The organism is Gilliamella sp. CG16, assembly GCF_046635785.1.
Taxonomy (GTDB): Bacteria; Pseudomonadota; Gammaproteobacteria; order Enterobacterales; family Orbaceae; genus Gilliamella; species Gilliamella apicola_I.
This window is the reverse complement of the sequence record NZ_JBIDFL010000001.1, coordinates 15,211-30,588: the sequence shown is the minus strand read 5'-3', so window position 1 is coordinate 30,588 and position 15,378 is coordinate 15,211. Positions and strand designations below refer to the sequence as shown.

Genomic DNA, 15,378 nt, shown 5'->3' with positions numbered 1-15,378 from the left:
GTAAAAATGATCTTAATTGTAAACTGAATTCATCGTAATTTATAGGCAGTAGATAGTACGCCTATAAATAATCGATTGGCTACATAGGCAGATCTTGTAGAACTTTAGCATATTTTACTACATAGTCTAGGAAAATATTAGCAGAAGAAATGTAATAAACGAAATGTCCTTTAGTTATGATAGCATGAGGACCTTTATTTACTCCGCAGTGGTAACCAGGATTTAATTGAAGCTCTGATTTTTCAATTATTTTCTTATATTTTTCAGCTTCAATCGTAGAATCAAATGTTAATATCAAAACAGAAAAAGAAGGATAATATTTATTGTAAATACGGGTATTACTTTTAAAACCGTACCATTTTATACCAGATCCATTAAATTGATAATATTGATTCGAATTACAATCAGAGAAGCGAACCGAGCCGGATCGTTCAAAATAGAGTCGTTCATCTTGATTGAATCCATCTTGATTAAGTCTCTTAAAGAAAGCATCTAATTTGCCAAATTCGACTTGATCAAATTTTAAGGTTAATTCAGTATATGGTACTGAGGATGTTCTATTATTGAGTTGAAAAAAATAATAAAAAATTATTATTAGTAATATTATTAAAAAAAATATGCATTGAAAAAACAAAATTTTTCTTCTTTTCATACCAAACCCCTAATTCCTTAATGATTAATTTGTTAAAATGTTATGTAATTGGAGTATAGCTAATTTCAAGGATAAAAAAATAAGTTTTACCACTAGGTGTCATTACTGATATTTCATCGTCAACTTTATGACCAATTAACGCTCTGGCAACAGGACTATTAATAGAAATCCAATTTTTTTTAGGATCAAATTCATCGGCTCCCACAATGCGGTAAATTTGTACGTGACCGGATTCATCTTCTAGTTTAACCCAAGCACCAAAAAATACTTTGCCTTCTTGCCTTGGATCAGGATCGATAATGGTTAATATTTCTAGGCGTTTTGTTAAAAATCGTACTCGTCTGTCAATTTCACGCAATCGTCGTTTTCCATAAATATATTCTGCATTTTCACTCCGATCGCCAAGGGCTGCCGCATCAGATACAGCTTGAGTAACACGGGGTCTTTCTTCTTTCCATAAATATTTCAATTCACGATCGAGTGCCAAGTAGCCCTCTCTTGTTATATAATTAGCTTTTTGCATAATAAGTTTACATTCCGTTAATCGACGAGATATACAGAGATATCATGATAAATAATCAAATAAGCCATATTATAGCGGGTGAATTGACAGTAAAACCAGAACAAGTTTTAGCTGCTATTCAATTATTAGATGAAGGAAGCACTGTTCCTTTTATTGCGCGTTATCGTAAAGAAGTGACCGGCGGGTTAGATGATACCCAACTACGTACTTTAGATAGTCGGTTAGGTTATCTGCGAGAACTTGAAGATCGTAAACAAACGATATTAAAGTCAATTGAGGAACAAGGAAAACTCACCCCAGAACTGAGTCAAAAAATTACCCAAACACTTAGTAAAACTGAACTTGAAGATCTCTATCTACCCTATAAACCTAAACGCCGTACACGGGGACAAATTGCTATTGAAGCAGGACTTGAACCATTGGCCGATGCGTTATGGAATAATCCATCACTTGATCCTGATAGCGAAGCGGAAAAATTCTTCAATTCTGAAAAAGGAATCGTCGATACCAAATCTGCATTGGATGGGGCACGATACATCTTAATGGAACGATTTGCCGAAGATGCGGCATTACTGGCTAAGGTGCGCCATTATCTATGGAATAATGCGCATTTAGTTTCGCAAGTGGTTGCAGGTAAAGAAGAAGAAGGAGCAAAATTTCGTGATTATTTTGCGCAAAGCGAACTGATTTCAAAAGTGCCTTCTCATCGTGCTTTAGCGATGTTCAGAGGACGAAATGAAGGCTTTTTACAACTTTCACTTAACGCCGATCCGCAATTTGAAGAAACGCCAAAAGAGAGCTATTGCGAGCAAATTATTACTGAGCATTTAGGGATTCATTTTAATGATCAACCTGCAGATAAATGGCGTAAAGCAGTTATTAATTGGACATGGCGAATTAAGATTTTAATGCACATGGAAACCGAACTGATGACCACTTTACGTGAGCAGGCTGAGGAAGAAGCGATCAATGTGTTTGCCGCTAACTTGCATGATATGTTAATGGCTGCGCCGGCAGGGATGAAAGTTACCATGGGAATGGATCCAGGATTACGAACAGGCGTAAAAATTGCTGTTGTTGACGCAACTGGTAAATTAGTCGCAACTGAAACGATTTATCCGCATACCGGGCAAGCGGATAAAGCGGCAATGATTGTTGCGGCGCTATGCATTAAATACCAAGTTGAATTAGTGGCGATTGGTAATGGCACGGCATCGCGTGAAACCGAACGTTTTTATCTCGATGTACAAAAAAAATATCCTGAAGTCAAAGGTCAAAAAGTCATTGTGAGTGAAGCAGGCGCATCGGTCTATTCCGCATCTGAGCTAGCCGCTCAAGAATTTCCTGATTTGGATGTATCAATACGTGGTGCGGTATCGATAGCTCGCAGACTACAAGATCCATTAGCCGAACTGGTAAAAATTGATCCAAAATCAATTGGTGTTGGTCAGTATCAACATGATGTTAGCCAAACTCAGCTCGCTAAAAAACTGGATGCTGTTGTGGAAGATGGCGTAAATGCCGTTGGCGTAAATTTAAATACGGCTTCGATGATGCTGTTAGCTCGCATAGCGGGACTGAATAAAGTTATTGCACAAAATATTGTTAATTGGCGTAATGAAAATGGACAATTTTCTAATCGTAAACAGTTATTAAAAGTTTCACGCCTTGGGCCTAAAGCCTATGAACAATGCGCTGGATTTTTGCGTATTATGGATGGCGACAATCCACTTGATGCATCTGCTGTTCACCCCGAAGCTTATCCGGTTGTGGAACGCATTTTAGATAAAAATCATAAATCATTAAAAGAGATTTTAGGTGACTCGAAATATTTAAACTCACTCAAAGCAGTTGATTATGTTGATGACCATTTTGGTGTGCCAACCGTGACCGATATTATCAAAGAACTTGATAAACCCGGACGCGATCCACGGCCTGAATTTAAAACAGCTCAATTTGCCGATAATATCGAAACCATGGACGATTTGAAAGTGGGCATGGTCATGGAAGGTGCGGTAACAAATGTGACTAACTTTGGTGCATTTGTTGACATTGGTGTACATCAAGATGGGTTAGTGCATATATCAGCCTTATCTGATAAGTTTGTTGAAGATCCTCGAAGCGTGGTTAAAGCCGGTGATATTGTCAAAGTTAAAGTGATGGAAGTCGATATTGCGCGCAAACGTATTGCTTTATCGATGCGACTTGATGATCCAACAACGCCAAACTCTGAAGGTGCTAAATCAAGAATTAACAAATCAACCAGCACGGCTAAAAATACACAGTCAACGCCTATTACCAATAGTGCAATGGGTAATGCTTTTGCCGCAGCTTTTAAAAAGGGAAAATAGCGGCGTTAATATGTGTTCCATAAAACGAAAAGGAGGCTAACGCCTTCTTTTTGTTTAATGTTTATTTCATAACATTTTAATAAAATTACTAATAATAAATACAATGGTTAAAAATAAAATCAGTTAGGTTAACTTATTTAGCTTGTGTATTTTTCCATCCAATATTCATCTGAAAGCCATTAAATAATGATAAATCAATATTTAGTTATTCCATATTACTCATATTATTATATACTATACACAATTGATTCAGTTATTTGTAGTCTTGCACAATTAGTTATCTGTAATTAATCAAATGGTTAGTGTAATTAAACTGTTTTAACCTGATCTACTATATAGCACTCCTTAATTTAATATTCTTAAAAAGAATAGTTAACAATACTAGAATATTGCACTGTTTTTTAGAACGATATAGTCCATTGTTACCAATTTATTCAATAAAATAGACCTTTACATGGATGCAATTAACAACTTTCGAATAGTTTTTAGCGTGTATGCTGTTTTTTTATAAATTTAAAATGTAATCGGTAACAATTTTATCAACGTTTTGATAAATTTGTCGTTCACTAAAACTTCAAATCAATAACTTTGTTTCAACTTATAGACAAGCTTATGGGTAGAGGAATTAGCATGAATAGTGATATGTTTGTTTTCAAAAAACTTTATTTGATGCAATTTATATTGAATATTGCCGTTATTGCTATTTTTGGGCTTTTTTGTCGCATTGCTTTAGCAGGATTATCTGTTTCTACAACCACTGTGGAATATATTCACGGTAATCCACCAGATATTCTTGAAACTGCTGACACCAAAGTCTTAAACGGAATTCAATTCAAATTAAACATTGATGGTCTTGATCCGGCAATTGTTTCGCCGGGGCCTGCCAGTAAGATTTCTGTTGCCTACAATACTTCACCTAGTCTGTATTCATTTGCTGTTGATACTTCAAGTTTAAATGAAAGTGATATCAATGATGTGGATGGTGATAAATTAGCTACTAGCGATAGTTTTATCATTCAATCGATTAATGCTGAATGGCGAGACCAGAACAATAATGTTATTCCTTCTGATTCTACAGCATTTTTGGGTAGTGATGTGTGTAATTCATCTACGGCTAATGCAAAATCATCGGTAAAAGTGACGATTCAATTTATTGCTAAAACTCAGTACGGTGAGCCTGATACTTCAGAACCAAGAGAAGTATCAAAAACATTTGAAGTAAGTGCTGATGACGGTATCTGTTTTATCAGACCCGGTGTACTGGCTTTGATTACTCATAATGGTTGGGATGAAGGTGGGAACTATGCGCCTTATGGTGCTGATACAATAGATGTTAATCCTTCTTATAACAGCGATCAATTTACTATTCATCAAGGCTTTAAGGCCACAGCAAAAGATCAAAATGGTAATTATTTCCCAACTTATGCTTTTCCGGAAGCTCGTTTCAGAATTGTACCTGTCAATCCAATATCTGATTATAGTTACACCTTGGTCAAAAATCCAAATAATTCATTAGTTAATACTGCTCGTGATTCAAATGCTGATTCTAAAAGTGAATTTAAATTTACTGACAATGTACCTGGTCAAGGTGATAAATTTGTCATATTAGTGACGAATAATCGAACGCTAGCACAGTTTTATTATACTTTTTCTATAAAACATTGGTTATATTTCTTAAATAACCTTCCGGGTAATTGGCAAAATTCAAATAGATTATGTCAAAACAATAATGATAGATTGCCAACACGAGCTGAGATTACAAACTCGTCTTTAGCTTACACGCCAACCACTAATGATAACTATTATGTAAAAGATAATGGGTACAAAAGAGCAATTGGTGAAGGATTAACACCAGAATGGGGTAAAGTTTACTTCTATGCACCTTTAGATATTATTGGTCGAGATATGTTAAATGGTTTGTCAAATTTGAAAAATTTCATCTATTATGATTTCTATTTCACCAGTGAACAATCATCAGTAAAAGATATATATGGAAATAATCGATACTACAGTGTAGGGATTGTAGAAGGTAACGTTATTGTTGAACCAGATATAGCATATACCTTATGTGTTAAATATTAGAGAATATATAAAATTATCTGCTTTTTCAAAAAGCGCAGTTAAAGTAATAAGATAATATCTTTAAATTTAATTTTGGGTTTCCACTAAATGAGCAGATTGAAAAACCTGCTCATTTTTATTGTAAAAATTTGACAATCATAAAGATAATGATCATTATATCGGTCTTTTAATTAACTCGTCACGATTCAGATATTCTGGCTATTTTCACATTAATCAAAACTATTTAATTATCATGATAAGTAAACAGTGGGCAAAATAATATTTTTCAGCCCAAATTGTTTTAACTCAGTAGCAAAATTTTCGACATGTTGTTTTGATGCTGGTTCCCATGTTTTGGCTATTCCTTGCACTCCATGGTGGTGAAAAGCATTGATTCTCACTCTGATACTCGGATCCAACGCCAATAAAAAGTGCGCGATTTGTTCTGCCTTATTTTGAAGATCCGTATGAGTTGGGATGATCAAGAATCTGACTTCATGTAATTTATGGATCTTGGAAAGATATTCTATTGTTTTTATGACTCGATGATTATCTCTGCCGGTTAACTTTTTGTGAACTTGGGTATCCCAAGCTTTAAGATCAATCATCGCACCATCCATGACATTCACTACTTTTTGCCAACCCGTTTGAGATAAATAACCATTGCTATCAATAAAACAGGTTAAATGTTTTAAGTCATCGGCATGTTTAATGGCATGAAACAGTTTTTCAATAAAAGGTAATTGAATGGTCGCTTCCCCGCCACTGAGCGTAATACCATTTAAAAAGGGAAGGTATTTGCGAATGATGTTTAATATATCCTCAACACTATATCGGTAAGTCATTGGTGTTGAGTGATATTGGCAAGTCTGAAGGCAAGTATCACATTGCTGGCAAGTTGATGTCTGCCAAATAACTTGATGATGACTAAACGTTAACGCCTGATGTGGACATGTGGCGACACAGTCACCACAATCCTGACATAGTGAAATGGTATAAGGATTGTGGCAATTTAAGCATTTAAAATTACAGCCTTGTAAAAATATAACTAATCGATTTCCAGGCCCATCAACGCAAGAAAAGGGTAAAAGTTTATTAACGATTGCCCATGACTTGTTCATGACTGATCACCCGTGGTGTACGGCATAAATAGCTATTATTAACAGTATCTTGTGCGGCTTCACTACCTAAAAATGTGGTATTAATCCGTGAACCTTCTTCTTTATATTTTTTGATATCTGATAATCTCACCATGTAGCCCGTTACTCGTACCAGATCATTACCACTAATATTGGCGGTAAACTCTCGGAAGCCAAATTGAAATGCCGCTTTACAAATTTGCAGTAAAGCGGAAGGATTATTTTTAATGGTTTCATCAATCGTTAAAATATCACTAATGCCTGATGTATAATAATGGTGATGTTTAAACAGTGCCATAATATGGGTAACAGGATCCGGCTCGTGACCATAAGGAATTCGTAAGCCCGGTGTAGTGCCTCTATCCGTACTGATGCCAGATTGAGCATGTAACATAGCTTTACCTTGCCAAGCATGGTTAATTTTATGATGATTAATAAAGTCGGCTAATTGTTTAGAAATGGTGGTAGCCAGTTCATTAGCATCTTCATCGACACCATAGCGACCCGCTAAGTTCGATTTTTCTTGTAGTATATTAATCGCTTCAGCCATAGCATAAATACCAAACATGGGTGCAAATCGGTTGGCATCAATTAATCCTTCTTTTACTAAAAAACTATTTTGAAAGAAGTTTGACTTTTCGTACAAAAAGGCTGAACGGGCTTTGATTAAATTTAATTGTAGTTGGCAGTAATAGGGTAGCGTATTTTGCAGAAAATCATCAATATGTTGGCTGCGTTTTGCCACTTCTTTTAAGTTGATTCTTGAGAGGGTACTGCCACCGCCAGCGATAGGTAAGGAGTTATAACAGCTGACAACGCCATAGCCTTTTTCATCAAAATCTTTTTGAATCATCTGATTATTGGCGATATGAGGTTTAGCCGTTTCGCAAATATTGCCTATTGCAACGGATAGTAACGCTTCAGGTGTGATGTTTTCATCATAGATAAAGGTTAAATTTGGTGCAACTTGTTTGAGTTCTTTGTCCACACGTAAAATCAGACGACAAATAATATTATCAGTTGGTCCAATGTTGGCATGCATAAAAGCATCAGGTAAATTACGATCTAACATTATCCAAAAATGTCTTAATCGTTGATAAAGTTCATCTTCAGTGAGATCCCCAACATAGGGTAACAATATTTGATCTAAACAACCCAGATAAACAGGCATGCCGGTAACGGATGGTACATGATGATAAGCAATAGTCAGCATATTTAAGGCATCATCAAACGTTTTGGCGGGGTCAAGTTCTAACCACTCAGAGCCTTGTTTAAGAAATTTAGCATAATCAGGTAATACATATCGAGGCTTATAAGGCGCATGACCCTCAAACATATCACAAATAACATTTTCGTCTAACGCTTTTCGGGTTTCATTATCAAGCTCAACATAAGGCAGATTATTTTCTGCCGCTAATGCCAATAAGTTGGCTTTCTGTTTGGGTGATAAATTAGGATCGGTGACGATTTGATAACAACTGCTTTGGAACTCTGTCATGTGCATATTAACCTCGATACTAAAAAGCAAATTTATTTAATTTAAATGGTGAACCTAATGATTATTTTTCGATAATCATGCGTATTGGTTCATAATCAGCAGCATTAATTGGCGAATGAGTTTCAAAATACTGTTTTACAACATCCGCATCACGATAACCAGTATCCACATAAGTAGGTAATGTGTTGATTATCGGATAGCCGTCTCCGCCCATCGCTAAAAAATCCAATGTCACCAGACGATACTTCTTTTGTAAGTCAATGGGTTGTTGATTGATTTTGACATTTTCAATATTTTCACCTGAGCGCGTTAAGATAATATTTCTTAGATGAGTAAAGCCACCTGATCCTTGCTTTTTGCTCAATGCAACGTTAAGGTAGTCAATCAATTCACGTCCGGTTAACTCGACATAAACCACACTATTGCCAAAAGGTTCAACTTTAAGAATATCTCGATAAGCAATATCGCCTTCAATCAATGAATCTCGAATCATCCCACCCGATAAGATACCCAAGTCTGCACCTGTCTTTTCAATAAAAGCACTGAGTAATAATTGTCCTAAATTACTTTGCTGATATCGGACAATATGGCGATCGCCTTCAAGTCGACCGACCAATTCGCCGCTTTTAATTGACAGTTTTTTTCTGCCTTGTTCTTGATAAGGTTGCAATATTTGCAATAGTTGTGGATCTTGAGGGATCTCAGTGGTGTAAAACTCAAGGCGTTTAGTGTCGTTGCCATTATCCACTTCTTTTTTAAGGTTAATAGGAATTAATTGATAATTTTTAAGTGTCAATTTTCCATTTAGAAATTCAAAATCTGCTCTACCTACGTATTTTCCCCATTCGTGAGCCTGTACTATCCAAGTCCCATTTTGTTGATCAGGTGCGCAGGGTGTACCAGGAACATATTCAGTGACTCGTTTATTTGCACTTGCCATACAAACCGGATTTTGAGAATGTCCGCCTACAATCATATTTAATTCGCCCGATTTTAAGCCTCGGGCTAATTCTACATCACCCGGCGCCATTGAACCGTGTTCACCATTTTCGTAGTGTCCCATATGGGTCACGGCGATAATCATATCTGGGTGTTCGTTTTGTTGAATTTGAGCAATCACTTTTTGTGCTTCAGGTAATGTTTGGCGAAACTCAACACCTTGCGTATTCATGGGTGAAGCGAGATAAATGGTATCATCAGTGGTAAGACCAAAAACGGCAACTCGGATACCATTTAAGTCAAACATTTTATAGGCATCAAAGACACGATTATCCGTGCCTTTGAAGTAAGTATTAGCAGACAAAAAAGGAAAATGTGCCAATTGTTGCTGTTCACGAATGATAGATAACGGATGATCAAATTCATGATTACCAACAGCCATAGCATCATAGCCTATTTCGTTCATGCCAATAAAATCCGGTTTAGCTTGAAGTACATCAGATTCGGGCACACCTGTATTAATATCACCACCTGACAAAAGTAATAATGTTCCACCTTTGGCGGTAACTTCTCTTCTGATGTCATCTACCACCGTTTTTTGAGCGGCAAGCCCATATTCACCAATTTCATTTTGCCAAAAACGACCATGATGATCGTTTGTATGTAAAATGGTGAATTGATAGGGTTGATTCTCTTTCCAAGAATGGGCTATTGGCTGTTGCGTTATAGCATCTGCTATTGAATTGGCCGAAAATAGTCCCAAAGCAAGGACTAGTGATAGTTTTTTAGTTATATTTAAATAATACATGGTGTCTCCTAATTCCTTATAGACAATCACTACTCCGTAATGACCTTATAAATTAATGTTGGCACGTGCGCATTATCACTAATAGTGATATTGTCATACAGTTTTTGTTTGATCGCATCTAGTTTGTCAGTGCTAGCGTGGATGGTAAGTAAAGCTTCGCCTTGTTCCACTTTATCGCCGACTTTTTTATGTAACACAATACCTACCGCAGGATCGATGATATCGTCCTTCGTTGCACGTCCTGCACCTAATTGCATCGCTGCGATTCCGATTTGATCGGCAACAATACGAGAAACATAACCCGATTTAAGTGCTGGTAAGGCGATTTGGTAAGGGGCACTTGCTAATTTTTCAGGGTGATCAACCACTGAGCTATCACCACCTTGCGCTTCAATTAAGGTTTTGAATTTTTCAATCGCTTTGCCATTGTTTATTGCCTCTTGAAGTTTTACTCGTGCTTCATCAAGCGTTTTCGCTTTATTCGCTAACACTACCATTTGGCTGCCCAATGTCAGTACTAATTCTGTTAAATCTGAAGGACCTTGACCTTTTAAGGTATCAATGGCTTCCTTTACTTCTAGCGCATTACCAATTGCAAATCCAAGCGGTTGTGACATATCCGAAATTATCGCCATGGTTCTTCGTCCAATTTGATTGCCGATCTTGACCATTTCATAAGCTAATTTTTCTGAATCTGCCATTTCTCGCATCAGTGCGCCATCACCGGTTTTCACATCTAAAACAATTGCATCGGCACCTGCAGCTAACTTTTTGCTCATAATCGAACTAGCAATAAGTGGAATTGAATTGACCGTACCGGTAACATCACGAAGTGAATAAAGTTTTTTATCAGCAGGCGTTAAATTACCCGATTGTCCAATAACTGACACACCTTTTTGATTGACTTGATCAATAAATTCTTGCTTATCTAATTCCATTTTAAATCCAGGGATTGACTCAAATTTGTCATTGGTACCCCCTGTGTAACCAAGTCCTCGCCCGGACATTTTAGCAACCGGTACACCAACGGCTGCCACTAATGGGGCAAGCACAAGGGTAGTGGTATCGCCAACGCCACCTGTGGAATGTTTATCAACTTTGATACCTTGAATTGAAGAGAGATCGACAGTATCACCCGAATGCATCATCGCTGTGGTTAAATCAGCACACTCTTTTGACGTCATGCCTTGATAGTAGATAGCCATTAATAGAGCACTCACTTGATAATCAGGGATTGTGCCATTGGTATAATTGGTAATAAAAAATTGGATTTCTTCAGTTGTTAGTGGATGACCATCACGTTTTTTTTCAATAATATCTACAAATCTCATTAATCTTCTCTCTTAATGTCAATATATTAGGTTAATATTACCTTGGTCTGTTTATTTGATGTTAAACGACGTTTAAATCAGTCAACATTTTTGCGCATAAATTGTATAATTTAATACGACATGACATTGTCATTTTTACTCATTTTTAGTGATAATTTTTTATTATAAGAATGTTTCTAGTCTAAATCACTGGGTGAAAATGACCAAGGTAATAGCTCACCAACGGTTGTTTCTTGTATTTTTCCTTGCATATTTGTCAAAATTACGGGCATATCTTTAGCGCAAAATTCGCTTACTACTTGGCGACAGGCTCCACAGGGTGAAATAGGTTCGTGGGTATCGCCAATGACAACTAATTTTTTAAATTTGCGTTTGCCTTCTGAAACGGCTTTGAAAATAGCGGTTCGTTCGGCACAGTTAGCCAATCCGTACGATGCATTTTCAACATTGCAACCTAAAATGACCTCGTCATCTTCAGTAATGAGTACTGCACCAACTTGAAATTTAGAATAAGGTACGTAAGCGTTAGAACGTGCGGTTTTAGCCAGTTCGATTAGTTTTTCAATTTTCATCATGATAATCCTGTTAGTTATACCTTGTTCTATTGATGTTTAGATTGCACATTCATCGGTGATTGTAAATCCAGACGATAAACCCCAAATCCTAGATTATCTTTTTCAATATAGCTTGCTGGATATAACGAATGTTTTTCGATAACTGCTTTGGCTTCTTCAGTTGGCGATGATTCAAAACGAATATCTAATTTGGTATTACTGGTTATCGGGGCAATTTGCCAGTTATTATCGACTGCCACCTTTACCTCCCCATTTTTATGGGTGGTGTTAGTGATATAAGCCGATAAAATCACTCTTAAATCATCGGGTGAATTAAATTTAACATTTTTGCTTCCCGTTCCCGGAAACGCACCGGTATAAGCCCGATAATTATTTGTTGCTATCAAGAAGGTTTGATTAGGATCAATTGGTTTTTGTTGATAGGTTAAATTTTTAATTCGTTCAGACTGCGCATTGATTAGTTGGCAATTGCCATCGTAGCGAGCAGGCTGAGTAATATCAATTTGGTAATTTACGCCATCAATCGTATCGAAATTATACGTTCTGAAATGATCCCAATCTATTAAGTACTGCGGTGTCGTGACTTTCGTATCAATTTGATTATATACCCCTGCCGAACATTCAAGCCACTCTTTGACCTCTTTGCCGGTCACTTGGACGACTGATAACAGGTTAGGGTATAAGTAGATATCCGCTGCATTTCTAAATGTAAGATCGCCTTTTTTTACATCAACAAAAGCAGTTGGATCGTTTTTTCTACCACCAGCCTTGAACGGGGCAATAGCCGATAAAACCGGTAAACCATCAAGATCTGGGTCACCTTGAATAAATTGTTTTACATATGCTATTTGCGCATCACTTATAATTTGTAATGCCGTGGTATCTTGAACTAAAGCCAAATAACTGGTGATATCACTATCAATTTTCCCAATCGGTTTTCCGACAAATTCACGTGTACCTTGGTGATCTTCTTTTAGTACGTGAGTAATATGTTGATCGGCATCAACCAGTGCTTTTTTGGTTTTCACGTCATAAATTGGGCGAGCTTGAGATTTACCTGAAGTCACTTGCCAATTTGAATTGTCACCATTTAGGACTAAATCAACAACGCCCAAATGGCTTCCCCATTGTCCGGGCATAACGGCAGGAACATGATTTATATTGCCGGTTTCAATATTAGTATTCGGTAATGATTTAAAATCGTCGCTTGGAAACACGCCATGTGAATGACCAAACATAATCGCATTAATACCCTCTACTTGACTTAAATAATATACCGAGTTTTCGGCTAATGCTTTATAAGGTTCAGCAGAAACACCCGAATGCGGAATGGCGATAATGATATTAGCCCCTTCTTTTTTCATTTGTGGAACTAACTGTTTGGCTGTTTCTGTGATGTCTTTAACTTCGACTTTTCCATCCAAATTTAATTTATCCCATTGCATAATTTGAGGTGGAACAAATCCTATATAACCAATTTTAATAGTGTGTTGATTACCTTCTCGATCAATAACCGGCGTGTCGACAATAATATATTGTTTAAAAAAGGGCTGCCCGGTCGTTGCATCATAGACATTGGCATTAATATAAGGAAATTTAGCACCGGCAAGGCTTTTTTGCAGGAAGTCTAAACCAAAGTTAAACTCGTGATTACCTATGTTACCAACGGTATAATTTAACGTGTTCATGGCTTTATAGACAGGGTGGGTCTCACCATTTTTAAGCCCTTTATTGACAGTATAATCTGCCATAGGACTTCCTTGAATTAGATCGCCATTATCAACCAGTACACTGTTTTTGACTTCATTGCGAGCTTGATGAATTAAATTGGCGGTTTTAGCGAATCCAAAGGTATCGACAGATTGATCTTTAAAATAGTCAAAATTCATCATATTGCCATGCAGATCGGTTGTTTCGATAATTCTTAAATCTACTGTTGCTGCATGGAGCGTGCCAGAAATCAATAGGGTTAATAAGGTGAAAATGAATTTATTTTTTAACATATGGATCTCCTATTTATTTCCGGTAATGCTATTTTTCATCCGTTTTAATAATAAATGTTGGTAATGAATAAATCGTTTAATAATGGCTGGGTGATAATTATTTTCATTGATTGCTGTTTGTAATGATAGCTGATCATCGGTGGTGAAACAGGATAGTACATAATCCGTCAACCGTGCTTTTTGCAAATCTTCAACAAACGCCGCATCAATTCCACACAGTGTAATATCGAGCAATTCTAAACGAGTAAAGTGAAAGATAGATTGGGCTAAACAATATTCTTTTTCGATGTCAGTACCAAAAATGCCTGCGTCATCGGTATTTAAGGTAATTCGTACACCCTGATCATAAAGCTGTCTTACTGGGTGATGATGGATATCCCCATGTAACTCATTGACTAAAATGCGGTTACTGGTTAACGCAACTTCTAATGTTATGTTGCGTCGAACTAATTCGTTGATTAATTCCTGATCTTCAATCGCTCGAATGCCATGCCCAATCCTATCTGCACCATGTTTAAGGGCTTGAATAATGCTTGCTGCGGGTTCTATTTCGCCAGCATGATAAGATTTTTTTAAATTGAGTTTTTGGGCTAATTGGTGTGAGGTTTGAAAATCATCGAAGTGACCGGCTTTTTCATTACCGGCAATATTAAAACCGGTAATAAATGGGTGAGGGTTTTTTTCAATAAATAATAGGGTATCATGTACTGTTTTCGCCCCTAAGTGCCTAACACCAATCACATGATATCTTACGGTAATATTAAATTCTTTTTGTACGTCAGTTATGGCGGCATCCATTTGCTGTAAGGTTTGATGAAATCGCTCTTCATCCCAGATTATTTCACCCTGTTCTTCTGTTGCGCAAATGTGATAAGGAGAAAGAAAGAGTTCGCAATAGATTAGCCCCTGTTTGGCATTTCGATAAAGAAAATCATAAGTAATAAGGTAATAATCTTCGGGGGTTTTTACAAAATTTGAGACAGTATCATAGGTTTGAATAAACTGAACAAAATCAGTTTCATCATAACGATATCGCCCATTTTTATATTCGTTAGCATCATATTCACCCGATTGATAGCATAACGAAGATGGGAAGGTAATATGATTTTTATCAGCTAACTTTTTAGCCATAAAAGGGGTAATACTACCTTCAACATGTTCATGTAATATCACTTTAGGAAGCAATGGTTTATTCATTTGATAAGTTATCTTTTTAATATGCTTTCTCGGCTCCCACTATTAGGTCGTTTAACACAAATAGTGATAGATTAATGGCATTTTAGCTTTGCTAATTGCGTTGTTATCTATTTTACCTTGATCAGGTATCTTATTTCCATACTTTTTGTGTGACCAATTTTTATTTTGTGAGATAGGTATCGTTTTATTTTAAACAGTATCACCCTGATTAATCATATCATCTCAAGGTTAAAAAGGATAATTTTAAACGCTAGCTTAATCAATATGCTTGTTTTTGATTCAAACAGAAGGACAATGATCA

At 36.5% G+C, this 15,378-nt stretch carries 10 protein-coding genes and 1 pseudogene; 2 read left to right on the top strand and 9 right to left on the bottom strand.

What is annotated here, in order from left to right:
* Nucleotides 1–79 precede the first annotated feature (79 nt).
* Both ACGH47_RS00130 and greB read right to left on the bottom strand, forming a co-directional pair.
* A complete protein-coding gene (locus ACGH47_RS00130) occupies nucleotides 80–652 on the bottom strand; it encodes a hypothetical protein (protein ID WP_220225796.1) in 573 nt (190 codons plus the stop codon).
* A 40-nt stretch (nucleotides 653–692) separates the two neighbouring features.
* A complete protein-coding gene (gene greB / locus ACGH47_RS00125; RefSeq protein ID WP_411599202.1) occupies nucleotides 693–1,175 on the bottom strand; it encodes a transcription elongation factor GreB in 483 nt (160 codons plus the stop codon).
* 44 nt (nucleotides 1,176–1,219) lie between these two features.
* On the opposite strand from greB, the pseudogene ACGH47_RS00120 reads away from it, so the two are divergent.
* Both ACGH47_RS00120 and ACGH47_RS00115 read left to right on the top strand, forming a co-directional pair.
* Nucleotides 1,220–3,392: pseudogene (locus ACGH47_RS00120) on the top strand (Tex family protein); the annotation flags it as partial.
* Nucleotides 3,393–4,156: 764 nt separating this feature from the next.
* Nucleotides 4,157–5,608 carry a hypothetical protein gene (locus ACGH47_RS00115; protein ID WP_411622302.1) on the top strand — a complete coding sequence of 484 codons (1,452 nt, stop codon included), beginning with the start codon at nucleotides 4,157–4,159 and terminating at the stop codon, nucleotides 5,606–5,608.
* A 230-nt stretch (nucleotides 5,609–5,838) separates the two neighbouring features.
* Here ACGH47_RS00115 and ACGH47_RS00110 read toward each other — a convergent pair whose 3' ends face one another.
* The 7 genes from ACGH47_RS00110 to add all read right to left on the bottom strand — a co-directional run bounded on the left by ACGH47_RS00110 (nucleotide 5,839) and on the right by add (nucleotide 15,077).
* Nucleotides 5,839–6,708 (bottom strand): YjjW family glycine radical enzyme activase, encoded by an 870-nt coding sequence (locus ACGH47_RS00110; RefSeq protein WP_411622300.1) that lies wholly within the window; start codon nucleotides 6,706–6,708, stop codon nucleotides 5,839–5,841.
* Nucleotides 6,683–8,230: a YjjI family glycine radical enzyme gene (locus ACGH47_RS00105; protein ID WP_411622298.1), complete on the bottom strand. Its 1,548-nt coding sequence runs from the start codon at nucleotides 8,228–8,230 to the stop codon at nucleotides 6,683–6,685. The genes ACGH47_RS00110 and ACGH47_RS00105 overlap by 26 nt, the downstream gene beginning before the upstream one ends.
* A gap of 55 nt (nucleotides 8,231–8,285) precedes the next feature.
* Nucleotides 8,286–9,971: a bifunctional UDP-sugar hydrolase/5'-nucleotidase UshA gene (gene ushA, locus ACGH47_RS00100; protein WP_411622297.1), complete on the bottom strand. Its 1,686-nt coding sequence runs from the start codon at nucleotides 9,969–9,971 to the stop codon at nucleotides 8,286–8,288.
* A 29-nt stretch (nucleotides 9,972–10,000) separates the two neighbouring features.
* Nucleotides 10,001–11,302 (bottom strand): pyrimidine-nucleoside phosphorylase, encoded by a 1,302-nt coding sequence (locus ACGH47_RS00095; RefSeq protein WP_267351101.1) that lies wholly within the window; start codon nucleotides 11,300–11,302, stop codon nucleotides 10,001–10,003.
* Between the two features lie 176 nt (nucleotides 11,303–11,478).
* Nucleotides 11,479–11,874: a cytidine deaminase gene (locus ACGH47_RS00090; RefSeq protein ID WP_411622616.1), complete on the bottom strand. Its 396-nt coding sequence runs from the start codon at nucleotides 11,872–11,874 to the stop codon at nucleotides 11,479–11,481.
* Between the two features lie 29 nt (nucleotides 11,875–11,903).
* Nucleotides 11,904–13,880 (bottom strand): bifunctional 2',3'-cyclic-nucleotide 2'-phosphodiesterase/3'-nucleotidase, encoded by a 1,977-nt coding sequence (locus ACGH47_RS00085; RefSeq protein WP_411622295.1) that lies wholly within the window; start codon nucleotides 13,878–13,880, stop codon nucleotides 11,904–11,906.
* A 9-nt stretch (nucleotides 13,881–13,889) separates the two neighbouring features.
* Nucleotides 13,890–15,077 (bottom strand): adenosine deaminase, encoded by a 1,188-nt coding sequence (gene add / locus ACGH47_RS00080; protein ID WP_267351105.1) that lies wholly within the window; start codon nucleotides 15,075–15,077, stop codon nucleotides 13,890–13,892.
* Nucleotides 15,078–15,378: the final 301 nt, after the last annotated feature.